This window comes from Caulobacter sp. P4_E5, from assembly GCF_056401555.1.
Genome location: NZ_JBFUJD010000076.1, coordinates 1 through 19,475 on the forward strand (window position 1 = coordinate 1; position 19,475 = coordinate 19,475).

A 19,475-nucleotide genomic window follows, 5' to 3' on the forward strand; every position below is an offset into this window, starting at 1 on the left:
GACCAGGATCGGCTTGCCGCCGGCCGCCCTCACCTCCTCGACATAACGTTTCATGTTGGCCGGGAATTCGGTGGCTAGGTCCGTCGAGCGGCCCGGCTTGCCAGGCTGATCGTTGTGGCCAAACTGGATCAGGACGTAGGTGTCGGCGAACCCACCCGACTTGATCTCGTCCATCGCCAGCGCCCAGGAGCCCTCGGCGCGATAGTTGCCGCTGGAGCGCCCGCCGCGCGCTAGATTGATACAGGCGGCGAACGAGGTCACGTGCCAGCCGCAGAAGCTGGGTCCCCATCCTCCCAGCACCGCCGTCGTGGAATCGCCGACCAGGACGATCTTGGTGGCCTTGAATTTGGGCGGTGCGGGCTCGGAGGCCTGGCTTCCGGAAGTTTGGGCCTGGACGGCGAGCGGAGTGATCGCCAGGACGGCCGTGAGAGCCAAGGCCTTCAGACGCATGGGTACGGCTCCACGAAAGAAGAGCGGGCGGCGCTGGGGAAGGACCCGCGCCGCCCTAGTGTCACCTCGGGAGGAGGTGGGTCTCTGGCCTAGAACGTCGCCCGGAACCCGACGAAGAACTGTCGGCCCGAGGCGCTGTAGGCGGTGATCACAGGATCTTTGGCGTAGGCGAACCGGTTGCTGGACTGGTTCGTCAGGTTCAGCATCTCGACGCTGAACGACATGTTGGAATTGAACTTGTAGCTGAACGAGGCGTCGACATTGGTGGTCGCCTCGCTGCCGACGAAGTCGTTGACCAACGGGGAGTCGCAGACGCCTGGATCGCAGGTGCCCGACGCGATCGGGTACTGGGTGAAATACTTGGCGCGATAGGCCGTCGAGACGCGGGCCGACCACTTCTTGGCGTCATAATAGACGGTGAAGTTGAAGGCGTCCGGCGAAGCGCCGGTGAACGGGCCCGGCGAGACGATGCGCGGACGGGCCGCCGCGGTCGCCGTGGCTAGAGCGCCCGGATCGATGATGTAGTTCAGCTCGGATTCCAGGTGGGTGTAGTTGGCCTGAACACCCAGCTTGTCCAGGAACCACGGCAGGAAGGTCAGGTTCTGCTGGTAGCTGAACTCGACCCCGCGGATATAGCCGCCGGGCGCGTCGCGGAACTGGCGGATGTCGAAAGACTGGGTGTTGATGTAGTTCAGCGCCGCCAGCTGGGCCGCCGAAGGCGAACCCGTGGCCGGGATCTGGGTGGCGCGGAGCTGGTCCATGGCCTCCTCGTTGAGGATCGATGACAGCGTGCCCGAACTGATCACCGTCTGCGGGAAGCTGCTGATCTCCTTGTCGAAGATCGCCGCCGAGAACAGCGCGCCTTTGGCGAAGTACCACTCGAACGACAGGTCGTAGTTGACGGCCCGGAACGGATTGAGCTTCGGATTGCCCAGGGTGATCGTGCCACCCGAGGTCGAGCCCGTGGTGGTCGGCGCGGAAAACGCCGTGATCGACGGCGCCAGGTTGCCGAGCAGCGGCCTCGCCATGACCTTGGCGACGCCCAGGCGGACCATCATCCTGTCCGACAACTCGTAGGCCGCGTTCATCGACGGCAGGATGTCGTGATACTTGTTCTCGGCCGAGATCGGGCGAGCGGTGTTGGTCAGGCCGCTGGAGACCAGCTCCGTCAGGGCGTAGCGCGTGCCGATATTGCCGCGCAGGGTGCGGTCGAACAGCTGGGTGCTGAAGTCGAACTGTACATAAGCGCCGGTGTCGGTCTCGTCGACGCCGTAGGTGTTGGCCGGGCTGGCCAAGGCCGAGGTCCGCCAGTCGCCCCACTTGTTGACGCAGTTGCAGTCGAAACCGAACAGGGCCGCGAACTTGGCGTTGTCCGGGGCCAGGAACGAGGGGGCCGTGCCTTCCGGCAGATTCAGCAGCTTGCCGAACTCGATCAGACGGCTGGTGGCCGCGACCGAGCTGTTGGCTTCCTTGAACGAGGGGTTCAGCGTCTCACCGACCGTGCGCTGGAACTGGGTGGTGAAGAAGCTGTACTTGCGACGCGAGATGCCGACCTTGACGGTGTTGTCGTCGTCCAGGTCGTAGGCCAGGTCGAAGCGCCCGCCCTCGTAGTGGTTGTCGGCGACGCGGCGATAGATGCGCAGCGCCGAATAGTTCTTCACGAAGTCCCAGCTGGCCGGATTGGCCGGGTCGAAGCCCAGGTTGATCAGCGGCATGTCGCCGTCGCCGCGCTCGTCATAGACGATGTAGTCGTTGCCGGGCACGCCCTGGCCGCTGTCCAGGCGGATGTAGTCGGCCAGTAAGCCCGTGCTCTTATTGACCGACCGCGACCTACCATAGACGGCCTTGACGCTGAGGCGATCGCTGAACTCGTGCTCGATGTTGATCGAGCCCTGCTGGAAGAAGGTCGTGTAGATCTGCTGGTCGTCGGCCGAGCGCACGTCGACATTGCCCAGCTTCAGATAGTCGGCATTGGCGCCGCTAGGGCTGAGCTTGGCGTCGATCAGGCGGACCGACGGGCGACCGATCATCGCGTCGCGAAGGCCCAGGCCGAACGGGTTGCTGGCCGAGATCGGCACGTAACCGACCGACGCGGGGTTGTTGTAGTAGTCGTATGGTTCGAGATTGTTGGGGTTGTAGCTGAACGCCATACCCGGCACGAGCGCCCCGCCGCCCAACTGCTGACCGCAGTCGATGGCGTCCACGATGGCTGTGGCGTCGCGGGCCGTGCAGGTGTTGTAGAGGCCGCGCTTGTTGGCCACGCTCGTCGAGGCGTTGGCGCTGTTATAGGGGGCGTTGGTGTTGTTGCGGTTCAGGCCGACCAGGCTGATCTGGAAGTTCTCGGAGTTGTTATAGAACCGCGAATAGACGCCATCGATGCTGACCGTGGTCTTGGCGTCGGGCGAGCGCCATTGCACCGAGCCGGTCAAGCCCAGACGGTCCTGCTCCAACTGCTGCTGGTTCAGCGCCGGCAACGCCGGGATCCGCACCAACGAGCCTGGCGCGCCCGAGGTCAGGTCCCGGCCTTGCGGGCTGTTGACCAGGGCATAGGCCGCCGGATTGGACCCGACCATGGCCGCGCAGGCCGCCGGGTTGGTGACGTTCATGGTGATGATGGCGTTGCAGGCCGTGCCGATCGGTGCGGCGAAGCCCTGGCGCTGCAGGCCGGCGGTCTGGGTCGGCGTCGTGGCGAAGGTCGCGCCGCGATAGGTGTAGTCCGACTGGCCGGGCGAGCGCAGATAGCTGTCGATGGTCGAGTTGCGCTTGTTATAGGCGGCCGAGAACAGCGCGCCGAAGTCGCCCCAGTTGGTCTCCCAACGGTCCGAGATCAGGCCCGCGCCGCGCGGATTGTGGTGCCCGCCAGCTTCGTAATAGGCGTCCTGGATCGACAGCGCCAAGCGGCGGCCCTTGAAGTTCAACGGGCGGCCGGTGATCAGGTCGATCGTGGCGCCCAGGGACCCTTCATCGGTCTCGGCCGAGGCGGTCTTCTGCACGCGCAGCGAGCTGAACAGCTCCGAGGCGAAGGTGTTGAAGTCGAAGCCGCGCGAGCGGTTCGGGCTGGTGCCGGAATCATTCGAGCCGGCGGTCGACAAGGCTTCCAGCCCGTTCAGGCGAACGCGGGTGAAGTCGCTGCCCAGGCCCCGAACCGTGATGGTGCGGCCTTCGCCGTTGTCGCGGTCGATCGAGACCCCCGGCAGGCGCTGCAGGGATTCGGCGAGGTTAGCGTCGGGGAAGTCGGCGATGTCCTCGGCATTGATGGCGTCGACCATCACGTTCGAGGTGCGCTTCAGATTCAGCGCGCTCTGCAGCGAAGCGCGATAACCGGTGACGACCACCTCGGCGACGGTCGAATCCGCCGGCGCCGGCGCGGCGGCTGGCGGCTGATCCTGAGCGTGGGCGGCGCTGGCGAGGCCGGCGGCGGCGATCAGAGCGAAGATCGAAGTGCTGGAAGCGCCCGTGGCGGCGCGGCGCGATTGCGCGAACATTGTTTCCCTCCCTTTCAAGGTCGCGGCCTTTCGAGGCCGTCATCACCGGATTGTTGTCACCGGTGTCATTTGAGATAAGCATGCCGAGAGGGATGACAAAAGAGGAAAGTTACCGGTAACTTCCTAAAATTATTGGACTTTTATTGCTTTCGAGGAGCGACCTCATAACGACGTTTTCCGCCCATCGATCCGCACAAAAAAGTTCAGGATCGCCCGAAAATCCCGACGCGCCATTGATCGACGAAGCGTTCACCCGCATCGTCGCGCCCAATAAGGATGCCGAGAGCATTTGGGGAGTGGCGGTGTCCAAGGCGGAGCGACCAAAGCTTCGAATCGTGGGCGAAGAGGTTTGGCGTGATCACCCGGCCTACCCGGCCATGTACGCTAAGGAATGGCGCGACCTCTGCGCCTTCTTGCGCGCGCGTTTCGGCCCAGGCCCGCCCGACTGCGAGGACGTCGCCCAGCAGGCCTTTTTCAAGCTCGGCGAGCAAACCGCCGACCGGCAACTGGAAAGCCCCCGCGCCTTCGTCTTCCGGATCGCCATCAACCTGATGCACGACGCTCGGCGCCAACTGCGCCGCGCCAGCGCCGCCCTCGACGACACCACGACCTTGGCGGCCGATGAGGATCCCGACCTCGAGCGCGCCCTGATCGCCAAGCAACAGGTGCGCCTGCTGCAAGAGGTGCTGGCCGGCCTGCCCGAGCGGCACCGCCTTTACCTCACCGCCAATCGCATGGATGGCCTGAGCTTCGCCGAAATCGCCCGCCGTCATGGCGTTTCGGAATCCCTGGTCCGCAAGACCGTGGACGAAGCCACCGCCGTCTGCCAGCGCGCCGTTGCGCGCGGAACCATCGACTATCGAGGCCTGTCGCGTGAACGCACCCGTCGATCCTAACTCCGCGATCGGCGCCCAGGCGCGCGCATGGGCCCTGGCCGTGATTGGCGAGGACTTCCCACCCGCGCGTTCGGCCGAACTCGAAACCTGGCTGAAGGCCGACCTGCGCCACTTGTCAGCGTATGAGCAGGCCGAGCGCACCCTACTGCTGCTGGACGAGGCCCTGGCCGCCCCGACCGCCGCGCGCCCTGCCCGCCCCTCTCCGCCGCGCTGGGCCTGGCCGGCCGCGGCCATGGCCGCCAGTCTGGCMGCCGCCGCCGTGATGGCGGCGCCGCCGGCCGCGATCGTGTCCGCGCCGGGGCAGACTCGCGAGATCGCCTTGGCCGACGGCAGCCACGTGACCTTGGGGCCAGCCTCGAGCCTGCGACCGAGCTGGCGGCTGGCGCGCCGGACCTATGTTTTGCAAGCCGGCCAAGCCTTCTTCGCCGTCGCCCGCGACCAGGCGCACCCGTTCACGGTCGCCGCCGGTGAGACCAAGGTACGGGTGCTGGGCACGCGTTTCGACGTCCACAAAGGTCAAGACGATCGCGTTCGGGTCGAGGTCGAGCAAGGCTTGGTCGAGGTATCGCGCGGCCCGTCCGTCGCCAAGGTCCCGGCGGGCCAGGGCGCCCKGGCCGACGTCTCGGGCGTGCGCGCCGCTCCCCTCGACGGCGTGGGCGACGCCGGCGCCTGGCGTCGGGGACGGTTGGCCTATGCCGCCGCGCCGCTGGCGGAGGTGATCGCCGACCTCAATCGCTACGGCCTGCGGGTCCGGGTCGCACCGAACGCAGCGGGCTTGAAAGTGACCACGGGCCTGCGCCCCGATCAGGCCGGCGCTTTCGTCGCCGGCCTGCCCCGCGTGCTGCCAGTGACGGTGGCGCGGGAAACCGACGGCGGCCTGCTGATCCGCGCGCGATGAGGTGGTCGCTCGGGTCAGCGGCGACGCTGACGGCGCTCCTGACCAGCGCGCCGGCCCTGGCCGCCCAACGCCCCTCCGTCTTCGCCTTCGACCAGCCCGCCCAGCCCCTCGCCAGGGCGTTGCTGGCGCTGTCGGAGCGCGCCGGCGTGGTCGTGCTGGCTCCTGCCCCACTGCTTGCCGGCCGGCACGCGCCAGCCCTGCGCGGGACCATGCCCCTGCCCACGGCGTTGAACGTGCTGCTCGCCGGTTCGCGCCTGACCTTCGTGATCGGCGCGGACGGCGTCGTCACCATCGCCCCCTTGTCTGCCGGCGTCCGGCCCGCCTCCCGCTCCTCCGCCGTTTCACCTGCGCCCCAGCCAACCGAAGACCTCGTCGCCGAGGTGGATCCGGTCAGCGTCATCGCTCGTGAAAGGGCCAGCTTGCCGGCGGCCCTGAGGCGCCGGACGCCTTCGCCGATCGACATCCTGACCGAGGACGAGATCGCCCGCTCGGGCGCCGTCAGCTTGGGCGACGCCCTGCGTGATCTGCCCGGCGCGGCGGCCGTGACCGACGGCGGCGAGACCCGCCAGATCGCCATCCGCGGCGTCGCCAGCCGCTTCACGCGCGTGCGCATCAACGGCATGGAGACCCTGGCCACCTTTGGCGGCGCCAATGCCGGCGGAGGCACCAACCGCGGCCGGTCTTTCGACTACAACGTCTTCGCCGCCGACCTCTTTCGGCAGATCCGGCTGCAGAAGACCGCGTCCGCCGATATCGACGAAGGCTCGCTGGGCTCCACGGTCGACATCCGGACCCGCTCGCCGTTCGACCTGCCAGATCGCAGCCTGCGGCTTTACGCCGAGCAGACCTACAACAGCCGCGCCCAGCGATTGGCGCCGCGCGGCTCGATCGTCCTGTCGCGCCGGCTGGCCGACGACCGCCTGGGCGTCCTTGTCTCGGCCGCCTATTCGAAACGCTACGCCGTCGACGCCGGCAGCACCGCTGGCGGCTGGCAGTCGGGGGTGGCGCTCTATCCGGGCTTCGGCGCCGCGACGGGCGGCGCCAGCCTGGCGGAGGTCAACGCCGCCCTGCACGCCCGCATTCCGCGCCTGGAGTTGATGACCGCCGCCCAGTCGCGCCTGGGCCTGACCGCCGCCCTGGATTGGAGGCCGTCGGACCGGACCCGGATCTCGCTGGACCTGCTCTACGCGACGCTGGAATCCAAGCGGAACGAGTTCCTGCTGGAGAGCTTCACCTTCCGTACCGCGGGCGCTTGCGGCCCAGCCTCGCCCCCATCTTGCGGCCTCAACGCCGTGACCGCGATCGATCCGGTGATCACCGCGCTCCACCCTGGCTTGCCGGTGCTGATCGCCGGGACGTTCGATGGCGTCGACGTCAAGTCCGAGGCGCGCTACGACGAGCTCGACACCATCTTCCGCCAGGCGACACTGACGGCGGTCCGCGAACTCCCAGGCGGGATCGAGGCCACAGCGCTGGCGGGCTTTTCCCGCTCGGATTTCAGCAATCCTATCCAGAACACACTGCATTTCGATCAGTACGGCGTGAATGGCTTCGCCTACGACTTCCGCGACCGCGCCCATCCGTTCGTGGGCTATGGCGACGCCACGCTGGACCAGGCCTCGGCCTGGACGCTGTCGGAGTTTCGCGACGATCCGAACTGGGTCGATAACAGCTACAAGACCGCCGGCCTCGACTTGAAAGGCGCGGTCGGCGGCCTGGAGTGGCAGGCCGGCGTCCYGCACAAGGACTACCGCACCGAGGCGGTCACGCTGTCGCGTTCGAACGGGACGATCGCCAACCTGAACGGCCTCACGCCCGCCGCCCTGGCCGCCATTCCGATCGCCGACTACGCCAGGCTGGTCGGCGCGGGCGTATCGTTCGGCGCACTCAATCCGCCTGGCCGATGGCTGACGCCGGACGTGGTTCGAGGCCTGGCGCTTTTACGCCGCGCCTGCGCCCGCGCYACCTGCGACGCCTTCCGCCTGGGTTCCGAGCCGGTCGCCGCCACCAACTACGCGATCAGCGAGCGGGACGACGCCGCCTATCTTCAACTCTCGCGGCCCCGCGCCGCTGGCCGGCGGTTCTGGGGCGATGTCGGCATCCGCTTGGCGCGCACGACCCAGGACTCGACCGGCTCCCAGGTCCAGTCTGACGAAAGCCTCAAGCCGGTTCGTGCGCGGCGCGGCTATGACGATGTCCTGCCCTCGGCCAATCTGGTCTGGGAACCGACGGACGACCTCACCGTCCGCCTGGGCGCCGCCAAGGTCGTGGTTCGGCCCGACCTGCGCAGCCTGCGGCCGGGCTTCACGATCGCCACGACCAGCCTGAAGGCTGTTTCGGCGGGCGACCCCGAACTTAGCCCAACCTATGCAAACAACCTCGACCTCGCCGTCGAATGGCTCGTTCCGGGCGGCGGGGCTGTATCCGTGGCGGCGTACCACAAGTCGATCGGCTCCATCGTTCAGCAGACCATCACCCAGCCCGCGCCGTTCTCGACCAATCCCTACGGCCTTCCCGACAGTGTCGCGGTTCTGTCCTGCGGCGGGGCTCTGGGCTGCGACCCGGCCCTGYCGATCTGGCAATTCATCCGCTCCGTTAACACCGGCAAGGGCCAGTTGAACGGGTTGGAACTGTCAGTGGCGACACCACTGGGCGGGCCAGGTTCGGCGCTGGCGCCGTGGCGACTGCAAGGTTCGCTGGCCTATACGCGGTCGAAGATCCGCTATCGGATGCCGGCCGGTAACGTCGAACCAATCCAGGATGCTTTGGGCGGGCCGCGCCTGGTCGGCAATCTGGCGCTCGTCTACGCCGGACCGCGCCTGGAAGCGCGCGCCGCCGTCAATCATCGGGGCCGCTATCTATCGGCCATTCCGGCTCTGACCGGCGGCGATTCCGACGGCTTCGCGGCCGTGACCACGATCGACGCCGCGCTGCGCTACAAGCTCTCGTCGCGGATCACTTTGACCGCCGATTTCGTCAACCTGACCGATGCGGTGATCCGCCAGTTCATCGACCGCAGCGAGATCCCCAACTACCAGCACCGTACGGGCCGGGACGTCCGAGTGGGCCTGCGCTTCCGATATCGCTAGGGCTGCTCGTCCAAGGCGAAGATGCGGCGCATGGCGATCCACTTCTCGCCGTCCGCAGCGCTCGGCAGCGGCTGTTGAAACTCCCACATCAGGCGCTCCCAAGCCTGGACGTCCTCCGAGCCCATGTCGGCGGCGGCCTTGGCCTCGGACGAGAAGTCCGGCCCGACCTCCATGATCATGAAGAGACGGCTTTCAACGCGCCAGATTTCCATGGTCAGGATGTCGGCGTCCCGGATCGAGCGGACGACCGCCGGCGGCACGGCGCCCGGCGCATGCCAGGCCTCGTAACGCTCGATCAGCGCCGGATCGTTCCGCAGGTCGAGGGCGAGGCAGTACCGAACCGATTTCATGAACCTTGTCCTTGAGTTAGTCCGACGACCTTACCCAACTGTCGTCGATGATATGGCCGCGCCTAGCGCGTCCGGCCTAGGCCGTCGGGCGGATTTCACTGGTGATCTCGGCGGCGGCCTTCTGCAGGTTCGCGATGGTTTCGGGCATCGGGATCGCGGATGGGGTATCGACGTAGGGGCAGGTCAACGCCCCGGCGACTCCATCGGGCCCGTAGATCGGCACCGACAGATCGACCACGGCCTTGGTCACATAGCTGTCGGCGCGGACATAGCCGTCCTCGCGCGCCTTGGCGGCCTCGGCCTCGAACGCCTTCCAGGTCGCGGCCGTCACGCCGGCCCTCAGCTCTTCACCCCAGCGCCGACGCTCGTTCTCTGTCTGGAAGGCGTAAAGCACCAGGCCCGAGGTCGCCTGAACGATCTTGCGCCGATAGCCGACGCGAACCGAAAAGCCCTGGTCCCCCGGCGCCTCGACGCGGGCGACGACGACCATCTGTTCGCCGCTGGCGACGGCCAGATGACAGGACTGGCCGATCTGCGGACAGACCGCGCGCATGGTCGGCAAGGCCGCTTCGAGAAGGTCCTTGGCCGGTGCGCGGGCCATGCCCAGAGCGAACAGCTTGTTGGTCAGGATCAGGCCGTCCTCGTCAGCGGCGCGACCGACATAGCCGCGCGCCTCCAGCACTTGAACCATGCGGAACAGCTCGCTGGACGAGCGCTCAAGAGCGCTGGAGATCTGGGCCAGGGTCAGGCCGCCGCGGTTGGCGGCCAGCAATTCCAGCACGTCGAGGCCCTTTTCGAGGGCGGGGGCGCGATAGTCTCGCTTCTTGGCGCGGGCGTCGGACATGGCTCGCCTATAGCCGATAGAATCGGCGCGCCGTCTCGCCGAAGACCTGGGCGTGATCGGCGGGCGGGATCCAGGTCGCGCAGAGCGCGCGCCAGGACGCGTAGTCGCCAGCGAGATTCAGCACCGGCCAGTCGCTGCCCCACATCAGACGGTCGGGACCAAACACCTCCAGCAGGTGCGCGGCGTAGGGCGTGACGGCTTCGGCGGCGGGCGCGTAGCCGGCTTCGGTCAGCAGACCTGACAGCTTGCAGTGGACACCTGGCCGTTCGGCCAGGGCCGCGATCTGGTCGCGCCAGGGATCCAGACGCCCCTCGCCGATCTCGGGCTTTGCGCCGTGGTCGATGACGAGACGCAGATCCGGCCAGCTGCGAACGAGGGTCAGAATGTGGGGCAGGTGGCGAGGCCTGATCAGGGCGTCGAACGTCAGGTCCGCAGCGATCATCGCCGCGATGGCGGGTTCGAGCGCCGGATCGAGGATCCAGTCGCCCGGCAGGTCCTGCAGCATCGGCCGCAGCCCCTTCAGCCAAGGATTCTCCGCCAGCGCCCCGATCCGCGCCGGTGCGTCCGGCGCTGCTAGATCGGTCCAACCGACGACGCCCAATACCAGCGGGTCGACGGCCGCGGCTTGCAGCAGCCATTCGGTGTCGCGCTCGCTGGGCTGAGACTGCACGAGAACGGCGCCAGAAAGTTCCGCCGAAGCAGAGACTTCCGCCAGATCCTTCAGGTCGAAATTACGATAGATCGTCGCCAGATCTGACGTCGGCCATGCGTGGTCATTCTCGCCGAGCCGCCAGACGTGGCAGTGGGCGTCGATCAGCACGAGACGATGGCCTTGATTACCCCGGCCGACGGTTCCATCCAGCTCGGCAAGGCGCCCGCCAGATCCTTCAGCGCGGCCTTGTGGGTATTGAGCGCCGCTGTCGGCACCTGCCCGGCCTTGATCGCCGACAGCACATGATCGAAGTCCTCGATCGTGGCGTTGCGGCTGGCCAGCAGCGACATCTCGCGCTTGTGGAACTCAGGATCCGAGAAGGTGATGTCGGCCGAGACCACCGAGATCAGCACATAGGTCCCGCCGTGACCGACATAGGCGAAGCCCTGCTGCATGGCCGCGGCGCTGCCGGTGGCGTCGAACACCACGTCGAAGAACGCGCCCCCCGTCAGGTCCGAGAGCGCGGCAGGTGTCGCGTCGCTCAAGGCCACGACGTGATCGGCTCCCAGATTCTGGCGACAGAACACCAGGCGGTCGGCACGGGCGTCCAGCACGGTGACCTTGGCCCCGGCAAGCTTGGCGAACAGCGTGGCGGCGATGCCGATCGGCCCCGCCCCCACCACCAGCACCGACTGACCCGGCTCGATCCTGGCGCGACGCACCGCATGGGCGCCGATGGCCAGGAACTCGACCATCGCGGCCTCGTCCAGGCCGACCCCTTCGATCCTGCGCACGAAACCGGCCGGCACCGCCAAGAACTCGCAAAGCCCGCCGTCCATGTGGACGCCCAGCACGCGGATGTTCACGCAACAGTTGGGCTTGCCCTTGTCGCAGGCCGGACAGGCGCCGCACGACAGATAGGGCATGACGTAGGCGTGGTCGCCCTCGGCCAGGCCGCTGCCCGCCGGCGCCGAGACCACCTCGCCCGACAGCTCGTGGCCCATCACCCGCGGATAGCTCAGGAAAGGTTGGGTTCCGCGATAGATGTGCATGTCGGTGCCGCAGATCCCGACCCGGCGGACGCGCAGCAGCACCTCGTCAGGACCGGGCTCGGGCGTCGGCCGCCGTTCGACCCGCAGATCGCCCGGCGCGGCGCAGACCAGCACATCCATCAAGGGTGACGACATCAATGACCTCCGACCAGCACGGCGTCGCGGGCGCTGACGTCACGCCGGGGCGCGGTCATGCCGAACAGACCGACCACGGCGAAGCAGGCGCACGGCACCAGGATCGCGAAGCGGATGGCGCTGGCGTCGGAGATCCCGCCCATCAGCGCCGTCAGGACGGCGCCGCCGATGATGCTCATGACCAGGAACGACGAGCCGGTCTTGGTCAGCGGCCCCAGCCCCTTCAGCGAACTGGCGAAGATGGTCGGGAACATGATCGACATGAAGAAGCTGGTCGAGGCCAGGGCCAGCAAGCCCAGGTGTCCGCCCAACGTCACGGCGACCAGGGTCAGGCCGACATTGGCGGCCGCGAACAGCGCCATCAGACGCGAAGGATCGACACGGCTCATCAGGGCCGTGCCCGCGAAGCGCCCAGCCATGAACCCGACCAGCGACCATGAGAGATAGGCCGCGGCGGTCTTCTCGCCCATACCCGGAACCTGGTCCTGGGCGTAGCGGATCATGTAGCTCCACACGCCGACCTGGGCGCCGACATAGAAGAACTGGGCCGCGACGCCGAACAGGAAGCGCGGCCGCGCGAACAGGCCCAGGATCGGCCTGTCGACGCGCTCCTGCTGCTGGTCCTCGGCCGTCGGCCGGCTAGCCTGCGGCGGGAACCGGGTGATCGCCACCAGCACCGCCCAGATCAGCACCACCGCGGCGATGATCAGGTACGGCAGCTGGGTCGACTGGGCCTCGGTCGCCTGGAACGCCGACAGCTGCTCCGGCGACATGGCCGCGAACTGGGCCTTGGTCGGCTCGACGCCCGAGAGGATGAATTGGCGCCCGACGACCACTGCGGTGATCGAGCCCAGCGGGTTGAAGGCCTGGGCCAGGTTCAGGCGCTGCTCGGCCTTGGCCGGATCGCCCAAAACGGTGATCAGCGGATTGGCCGAGGTCTCGAGGAAAGCCAGGCCCGAAGCGATGACGAACAGGGCGGACAGGAAGAACTCGTAACGGCGCAGCTCGGCGGCCGGCCAGAACAGCAAGGCGCCGATCCCGAACAGGACCAGACCCACGATCACCGCGGCCTTGTAACCGTAGCGACGCATCAGCAGGCCAGCCGGCAGGGCCAGGAAGAAGTAGCCGAGATAAAACGCCGACTGCACCAGGCCCGACCGCAGGTCGGTCAGGAAGAAGGCCTTCTTCAGGTGCGGGATCAGGACGTCGTTGAGATTGTTCGCCACGCCCCAGAGAAAGAACAGCGCGACGATCAGCACCATAGGCGCCCATCCCGCGCGCCGGCTCGAACCTTGAGTCATGAGTGTTTCCTCCGGCCGCCCTCTGGCGGAGCGCCTCTCGAATGGACATCATATATGAAGTAGATCGTCAAATATGAAAATCCAAAACACCCGCGTAAGGACGCGATCGGCGTTGTCATCGCGGACCTCCGACGGCACTATGCGGGCGAGCACGGGAGTGGTTTTCTGATCCTTCGCCGACGACAGTCCTGGATGAAGAGCGTGGCGGCGTTGGCGGTCATGCTGATGACACTTGTCGTCGCCCAGGCGCCGATCGCGCAGGTCGATCACTGGCTGCACGCCACCGGCCAGGCGCATGTCGCCACGCCATTGGCCAGCGCCCTACTCGACGAGCACCATGATCACGGTCAAGGCCAGGACGTCGTCGAGGCTCAAGGCGACAGCCAGCCGGACGGTTCCACCGCGCCGCCCTTTCCGCATCATCACCACGACGTCCCGTCCGCGGTCGCCCTGCCACTCGCGCTGGCGATGATGGTGCCCTGGACCTCATCCGTAGAGCTCACCCCGGCGCCCGCCAGGCGCTTGGACAGCGCCGGCGGACAGCGCCAGGACCGCCCTCCCAGGATCATTCTCGAACACCTCGCCTGACGGCGCGGCCAGGCGGTCGCGCCGGCCACACACGTTCGAGAGAAATCCCATGCCTATTCCCATCGCCAACCGTGGTGCGCCACGGTCATGGCTGCTGGCGGCGACCCTCGCCGCCCTGCCGCTCTTTGCTCACGCCGAACCGCTGCCGCTCGCCCAAGCCCTGACGCGCGCCATGCGGGCCGATCCCACCCAACTTGCCTTCACCGCCCGACAAGACGCCGCCCGCGCCGCCGAGCGCCAGGCCGGCCGCAAACCCAATCCCACCGTCGGCCTCGAGGTCGAGGACTTCGCCGGAACCGGCGCCTATGGCCTTGTCGACCGAACCCAGGCCACGGTCTCGTACCAGCAGGTCGAAGAGCGCGGCGGCAAACGCCAGGCCCGCGCCGCCGTGGCGCGTGGCGAGGCGGCCGTGGCCAAGGCCCGCCGCGAGGTCGCGGTCCTCGACTTCCTTCACGAGGTGGAGCTGGCCTGGATCGACGCCGCCACCGCCGAGAGCCGGACRCGCGTCGCCCAGGAACGTCTCAGCCTCGCCGAGCGCACTGCCACCGAGGTCGGCCGCAGAGTCCGCGCCGCGCGCGATCCGCTGTTCGCCGGCGCTCGCGCGCAAGCCCAGCTGGCCGAAGCCCGCCTCGCCCTCGACCAGGCCAAGGCCGAGGCCGAGGCCGCGCGGCGACGTCTCTCCGCCTATTGGGATGGCGGCGAGGATTTCGAGATCGATCCCCGTTGGATCGAGGACCTCACCGCCGCCGGCGCCCTCGCGGCCGCGCCAGCCCCGGTCGATCTTGCCGTCGGAGAGGCCGAGCGCGCCACCGCCGAGGCGCGGATCGCGCTGGAGAAGGCCAAGGCGGTTCAGGACCCCACCTGGCGGGCCGGCGTGCGTTATCTGAACGACGGCGGCGACGTCGCCTTCGTGGTCGGCGGCTCCATTCCCCTGACCCGTCACGACACCAACCAGGACGCCGTCGCTCGGGCCCGAGCCGAACGCACCGCCGCGGAGGCCGATCTCGCGGCGACGCGCACGCTTACCGAACGCCGCATCGCCCGGCTGCAGGCCGGTCTCGCGATCCGCGCCGGCGAAGCACGCCGACTGGAGGCCGAGGTCCTGCCCGCCCAGGCCAAGACCGTCGATCTCGTCCGCGACGGCTTCAATCGCGGCGGCTTCAGCTATCTCGACGTGATCGAGGCCCAGAAAGCCCTGATCGACACCAAGACCCGGCGCCTCGCCGTGCTCGCCGCCCTTCAACGCGACCGCGCCGAGCTGGCCCGCCTGACGGGCGAACACGCCGCCCTCATCCCCTCGGAGACCGCCCGATGACCCGCCGCATCCACGCGCGCCTGGGCGTGCTCGCTCTTTGCCTGACCAGCGCCCTTTCCCTGACCGCCTGCGGCGAGCAGCCCAAGCCCGCCGAGGCCGAAGGCCATGCCGTGAAAGCCGGCGACCACGAGCGTGGCCCCCATCGCGGCCGCATGCTCCGCGACGGCGACTTTACCCTGGAGGTCACGATCTTCGAGGACGGCGTCGAGCCGGAGTTCCACGTCTACGCCTATCGCAAGGACAAGCCGGTCGCGCCCAAGGACGTCCAGCTGTCGATCGCGCTTTCGCGCCTGGACGGCGAGGTGAACCGCTTCGCGTTCGCCCCGGTCGAGGACTATCTGCGCGGCGGCGGCGTGGTGCATGAGCCGCACTCGTTCGACGTCAAGGTGGCCGCGACCTATCAGGGCCAGACCCACCGCTGGAGCTACGCGTCCTATGAGGGCCGCACCAGCTTCTCGACCGCCGCGGCCCAGGCCGGCGGTGTCAGGACCGAGGTCGCCGGCGCCGCGCCGATCGCCGAGCTGGTCGACATGGCCGGCCGGGTCGAGATCACGCCCGAGGGCAAGGGCGAGGTCCGCGCCTGGTATCCCGGCCGGATCATGAGCCTGCGCGGCGAGCTCGGACACACCGTGCGCAAGGGCCAGGTCCTGGCCCGCGTCGAGTCCAGCGAGAGCTTGCAGACCTATTCCATCCCCGCCCCGATCAGCGGCGTCATCGTCGAGAAGAACCTCAATGTCGGCGACGTGGCCGGCGAACGGGCGATTTTCGTGATCGCCGACCCGACCCAGCTACACGCCGAGTTCCTGGTCTATCCGCGCGACGCCGAGAAAGTCCGCGTCGGCCAGCCGGTCGAGGTGCGCAGCTTCTCTGGAGACACCAAGCTGATGGCCAAGGTCGAGGCGGTGCTGCCCACAGCCGACCTGGTCAGCCAGACCCTGGTGGCCCACGTCCACTTGCCGGGAGGCGCGGCCAGCGCCTTCCGGCCCGGCATGGGCGTCGAAGGCGCGTTCCAGGTCGGCGCTCGGACCGCGCCGTTGGCGGTGCGGACGAAGGCCATCCAGCGCTTCCGCGACTTCCAGGTCGTGTTCGTCAGAGTCCGCGACACCTACGAGGTGCGGATGCTGGAGCTGGGTCGCCAGACACCCGAATGGACCGAGGTGCTGGGCGGCCTGAAGCCCGGCGCCGAATATGTCACCGACGGCGCCTTCCTCATTCGCGCGGACATCGAAAAGTCCGGCGCGAGCCATGACCACTAAGGGGGCGACCATGCTCGAACGCATCATCGCCGCCTCGATCCGGCTTCGCTGGATCGTGCTGGCGCTCGTCGCCGTCACGGCCGTCATCGGCGTCTGGAGCTTCCAGCGCCTGCCGATCGACGCCACGCCCGACATCACCAACGTCCAGGTGCAGATCAACACCGAGGCCCCGAGCTTCTCGCCCCTGGAGGCCGAGCAGCGGATCACCTTCCCGGTCGAGACGGCGATCGCCGGCTTGCCGGGCCTGCAATACACCCGCTCGGTCTCGCGCTACGGCCTCAGCCAAGTCACCGTCGTGTTCAAGGACGGCACGGACATCTATTTCGCCCGCCAGTTGGTGGGCGAGCGGCTGCAATCGGCCCGCAATCAACTGCCGGCTGGCCTCAATCCGGAGATGGGCCCGATCTCCACCGGTCTAGGCGAAATCTTCATGTACACGGTCGAGGCCAAGCCGGGCGCGCGGCGGCCCGATGGCAAGGCCTGGACACCGGAGGATCTGCGCACCCTGCAGGACTGGGTGATCCGCCCGCAGCTGCGCAACACGCCCGGCGTCACCGAGGTCAACACCATCGGCGGCTTCGAGCGGCAGTATCATGTCACCCCCCTGCCCGAACGGCTGTCCGCCTATGGCCTGACCATGGCCGACGTCGCCGGGGCGCTGGGACGCAACAACGCCAACGTGGGCGCCGGATACCTCGAACGCTATGGCGAGCAGTACCTGATCCGCGTTCCCGGCCAGGCGACGGGCGTGGAGGATCTCCGAGCCGTCATCGTCGCCAGCCGCAACGGCGCGCCGATCCGCGTCGCCGATGTCGCCGATGTCGGCCTGGGTCAGGAACTTCGGACCGGCGCCGCGACCGAGAACGGCCAGGAAGTGGTGCTGGGCACCGTCTTCATGCTGGTCGGCGAGAACAGCCGCACGGTATCGCGCGCGGCCGCCGTGCGCCTCGCCGAGGCGTCCAAGGCCCTGCCCCCAGGTGTGACGGCCAAGCCGGTCTACGACCGCACCCATCTGGTCGACCGGGCCATCGCCACGGTCGAGAAGAACCTGATCGAGGGCGCGATCCTGGTGATCGTCGTACTGTTCCTGCTGCTGGGCAATTTTCGCGCGGCCCTGATTACGGCCGCGGTCATCCCGCTGTCGATGCTGCTGACCATCACCGGCATGGTCCAGACCAAGGTCTCGGGCAATCTGATGAGCCTGGGGGCTCTGGACTTCGGCCTGATCGTCGACGGCGCAGTGATCATCGTCGAGAACTGCCTGCGCCGGCTCGGTGAAGCCCAGCACCGCGAGGGCCGACTCCTGTCCCGCGATGAGCGGTTCGGTCTGGTCGGCAGGGCCGCCAGCGAGGTGATCCGGCCCTCGCTGTTCGGGGTGCTGATCATCACTCTCGTCTATGTGCCGATCTTCGCCCTTACCGGGGTGGAGGGGAAGATGTTCCACCCGATGGCCATCACAGTGGTGATCGCCCTGACGGCCGCCTTGGTGCTCTCCCTGACCTTCGTCCCAGCCGCGGTGGCCCTCTTCGTCACCGGCAAGGTGGAGGACAAGGAAAGCCCGATCATGCACGGCGCGCGGCGACTCTACGAACCGGCTCTGGAGATCGCGCTGCGCCTGCGCGTGGCCTTCGTGGCCGGCGCCGTCGTGCTGGTGGCGATCGCTGCTTTCGCCGCCTCGCGGATGGGCTCGGAGTTCGCGCCTAGCCTCGACGAGGGCGATATCGCCATGCACGCCCTGCGCATTCCCGGCACCAGCCTCTCGCAAGCCGTCGCCATGCAAACGGCGCTGGAGGCCAAGATCAAGACCCTGCCGGAAGTCGAGCGCGTAGTGGCCAAGATCGGCACCGCCGAGGTCGCCACCGACCCCATGCCGCCTTCGGTGGCCGACACCTTCATCATGCTGAAGGACCGCAAGGACTGGCCCGACCCCCGAAAGCCGCGCGACCAGCTAGTGCGCGAACTGCAGGCGATCGTCGCCAAGGTTCCGGGCAACAACTACGAGTTCACCCAGCCGATCCAAATGCGGTTCAACGAACTGCTATCGGGGGTGCGGGCGGACGTGGCGGTCAAGGTGTTCGGCGACGACCTCGATCAACTTCGGGAGATCGGCGAGCGGATCGGGACCGTGGTCGAGGGCGTCGACGGCGCCCAGGACGTCGGGGTCGAGCAGGTCACTGGCCTGCCGGTCCTGCAAATCACCCCCGATCGCGCCGCCCTGGCGCGACTTGGCCTGAATGTCGACGACGTCCAGTCGGTCGTCGCCACCGCCATCGGCGGCGCGGTGACCGGCCAGGTGTTCGAGGGCGACCGGCGCTTCGACGTCGTCGTGCGCCTGCCCGAGGCCGTGCGGAGCAAGGTCGACGACATCGGCAGGCTGCGAATCCCGCTGCCAGGCGTTATCGACCAGCCGCGCGGCTTCGTGCCGTTGCAGGACGTCGCCAAGATCGAGACGGTGATGGGCCCCAATCAGATCAGCCGCGAGGATCGCAAGCGCCGCGTCGTCGTCACCGCCAATGTCCGCGGCCGCGACCTGGGCTCGTTTATCACCGAGGTGCAACGAAAGGTCGGGGCTGAGGTCGAACTGCCGACCGGCTACTGGATCACCTATGGCGGCACGTTCGAGCAGCTGATCTCGGCGGCCAAGCGCCTGCAGCTGGTCGTGCCGGCGGCCTTGCTGCTGATCTTCGGTCTGCTCTACGCCCTGTTCCGGTCGGTGAAGGATGCCGCGATCGTCTTTTCGGGCGTGCCGCTGGCCCTGACCGGCGGGGTGGCGGCCCTGCTGCTGCGCGGGCTGCCGCTGTCGATCTCGGCCGGGGTCGGCTTCATCGCGCTGTCGGGCGTGGCGGTGCTGAACGGCGTGGTGATGGTCAGCTTCATCCGCTCGCTTCGGCAAGAGGGCGCGGATCTTGACCACGCTATCCGCGAAGGCGCCCTGACCCGGCTGCGACCGGTGCTGATGACGGCCCTGGTGGCCAGCCTCGGCTTTGTGCCGATGGCCTTCAATGTCGGCGCGGGCGCCGAGGTTCAGCGGCCCTTGGCCACGGTGGTGATCGGCGGGATCCTGTCGTCGACCCTGCTGACCCTGCTGGTCCTGCCGGCGCTGTACAGGCTGGCGAACGCGGTCAGGCCGGGCTCGCGATAGGCGAAGGCGCGGCGCCGGCGGG

Annotated in this window: 14 protein-coding genes; 7 read left to right on the forward strand and 7 right to left on the reverse strand. The window is 68.0% G+C overall.

The features are described from left to right. Together AC1DSO_RS19850 and AC1DSO_RS19855 are read right to left on the reverse strand one after the other, a co-directional pair. On the reverse strand, positions 1-450 hold a 450-nt coding region (locus AC1DSO_RS19850; protein WP_477070447.1), incomplete at its 3' end, for a GDSL-type esterase/lipase family protein. 89 nt (positions 451-539) lie between these two features. Beyond that, positions 540-3,935: a TonB-dependent receptor gene (locus AC1DSO_RS19855; protein WP_477070448.1), complete on the reverse strand. Its 3,396-nt coding sequence runs from the start codon at positions 3,933-3,935 to the stop codon at positions 540-542. A gap of 335 nt (positions 3,936-4,270) precedes the next feature. Here AC1DSO_RS19855 and AC1DSO_RS19860 point away from each other — a divergent pair, with 335 nt between their 5' ends. From AC1DSO_RS19860 to AC1DSO_RS19870, 3 genes are read left to right on the forward strand one after another with little or no spacing between them, the layout of a single operon-like run. Continuing rightward, positions 4,271-4,831 carry an RNA polymerase sigma factor gene (locus AC1DSO_RS19860; protein ID WP_477070449.1) on the forward strand — a complete coding sequence of 187 codons (561 nt, stop codon included), beginning with the start codon at positions 4,271-4,273 and terminating at the stop codon, positions 4,829-4,831. Continuing rightward, on the forward strand, positions 4,809-5,729 hold the full coding sequence (locus AC1DSO_RS19865; RefSeq protein WP_477070450.1) for a FecR family protein: 921 nt from the start codon (positions 4,809-4,811) through the stop codon (positions 5,727-5,729). The genes AC1DSO_RS19860 and AC1DSO_RS19865 overlap by 23 nt, the downstream gene beginning before the upstream one ends. Further along, the gene (locus tag AC1DSO_RS19870) at positions 5,726-8,818 is read left to right on the forward strand and encodes a TonB-dependent receptor (protein WP_477070451.1); all 3,093 of its coding nucleotides are present in this window, start codon (positions 5,726-5,728) and stop codon (positions 8,816-8,818) included. Before AC1DSO_RS19865 ends, AC1DSO_RS19870 begins: the two co-directional genes overlap by 4 nt. On the opposite strand, the gene AC1DSO_RS19875 is transcribed toward AC1DSO_RS19870, so the two are convergent. The 5 genes from AC1DSO_RS19875 to fucP all read right to left on the reverse strand — a co-directional run bounded on the left by AC1DSO_RS19875 (position 8,815) and on the right by fucP (position 13,113). After that, positions 8,815-9,168 carry an L-rhamnose mutarotase gene (locus tag AC1DSO_RS19875; RefSeq protein ID WP_477070452.1) on the reverse strand — a complete coding sequence of 118 codons (354 nt, stop codon included), beginning with the start codon at positions 9,166-9,168 and terminating at the stop codon, positions 8,815-8,817. The genes AC1DSO_RS19870 and AC1DSO_RS19875 overlap by 4 nt on opposite strands. Positions 9,169-9,244: 76 nt before the next feature. After that, a complete protein-coding gene (locus tag AC1DSO_RS19880; protein ID WP_477070453.1) occupies positions 9,245-10,012 on the reverse strand; it encodes an IclR family transcriptional regulator in 768 nt (255 codons plus the stop codon). A 7-nt stretch (positions 10,013-10,019) separates the two neighbouring features. Further along, a complete protein-coding gene (locus AC1DSO_RS19885) occupies positions 10,020-10,832 on the reverse strand; it encodes an amidohydrolase family protein (protein ID WP_477070454.1) in 813 nt (270 codons plus the stop codon). Beyond that, positions 10,826-11,851, reverse strand: a complete 1,026-nt coding sequence (locus AC1DSO_RS19890) for a zinc-binding alcohol dehydrogenase family protein (RefSeq protein WP_477070455.1) — start codon at positions 11,849-11,851, stop codon at positions 10,826-10,828. The genes AC1DSO_RS19885 and AC1DSO_RS19890 overlap by 7 nt, the downstream gene beginning before the upstream one ends. Beyond that, positions 11,851-13,113, reverse strand: a complete 1,263-nt coding sequence (gene fucP / locus AC1DSO_RS19895) for an L-fucose:H+ symporter permease (RefSeq protein WP_477070456.1) — start codon at positions 13,111-13,113, stop codon at positions 11,851-11,853. The genes AC1DSO_RS19890 and fucP overlap by 1 nt, the downstream gene beginning before the upstream one ends. Before the next feature lie 231 nt (positions 13,114-13,344). On the opposite strand from fucP, the gene AC1DSO_RS19900 reads away from it, so the two are divergent. Genes AC1DSO_RS19900 through AC1DSO_RS19915 form a run of 4 tightly spaced genes read left to right on the forward strand, consistent with a single transcriptional unit; the run spans position 13,345 to position 19,453 of the window. After that, the gene (locus tag AC1DSO_RS19900) at positions 13,345-13,740 is read left to right on the forward strand and encodes a hypothetical protein (RefSeq protein WP_477070457.1); all 396 of its coding nucleotides are present in this window, start codon (positions 13,345-13,347) and stop codon (positions 13,738-13,740) included. A gap of 49 nt (positions 13,741-13,789) precedes the next feature. After that, the gene (locus AC1DSO_RS19905) at positions 13,790-15,055 is read left to right on the forward strand and encodes a TolC family protein (protein ID WP_477070458.1); all 1,266 of its coding nucleotides are present in this window, start codon (positions 13,790-13,792) and stop codon (positions 15,053-15,055) included. After that, positions 15,052-16,311, forward strand: coding sequence for an efflux RND transporter periplasmic adaptor subunit (locus AC1DSO_RS19910; RefSeq protein WP_477070459.1), 1,260 nt, complete (start codon positions 15,052-15,054; stop codon positions 16,309-16,311). Before AC1DSO_RS19905 ends, AC1DSO_RS19910 begins: the two co-directional genes overlap by 4 nt. A 10-nt stretch (positions 16,312-16,321) precedes the next feature. Then, positions 16,322-19,453 (forward strand): efflux RND transporter permease subunit, encoded by a 3,132-nt coding sequence (locus AC1DSO_RS19915; protein WP_477070460.1) that lies wholly within the window; start codon positions 16,322-16,324, stop codon positions 19,451-19,453. Positions 19,454-19,475: the final 22 nt, after the last annotated feature.

Excerpts from the sequence above, each read along its gene's own strand:
- fucP (WP_477070456.1), bottom strand. The coding sequence starts at position 13,113 with ATGGTGCTGATCGTCGCGCTGTTCTTTCTCTGGGGCGTGGCGAACAAT.
- AC1DSO_RS19875 (WP_477070452.1), bottom strand. The coding sequence starts at position 9,168 with ATGAAATCGGTTCGGTACTGCCTCGCCCTCGACCTGCGGAACGATCCG.
- AC1DSO_RS19880 (WP_477070453.1), bottom strand. The coding sequence starts at position 10,012 with ATGTCCGACGCCCGCGCCAAGAAGCGAGACTATCGCGCCCCCGCCCTC.
- AC1DSO_RS19890 (WP_477070455.1), bottom strand. The coding sequence starts at position 11,851 with ATGTCGTCACCCTTGATGGATGTGCTGGTCTGCGCCGCGCCGGGCGAT.
- AC1DSO_RS19910 (WP_477070459.1), top strand. The coding sequence starts at position 15,052 with ATGACCCGCCGCATCCACGCGCGCCTGGGCGTGCTCGCTCTTTGCCTG.
- AC1DSO_RS19855 (WP_477070448.1), bottom strand. The coding sequence starts at position 3,935 with ATGTTCGCGCAATCGCGCCGCGCCGCCACGGGCGCTTCCAGCACTTCG.
- AC1DSO_RS19915 (WP_477070460.1), top strand. The coding sequence starts at position 16,322 with ATGCTCGAACGCATCATCGCCGCCTCGATCCGGCTTCGCTGGATCGTG.
- AC1DSO_RS19900 (WP_477070457.1), top strand. The coding sequence starts at position 13,345 with ATGAAGAGCGTGGCGGCGTTGGCGGTCATGCTGATGACACTTGTCGTC.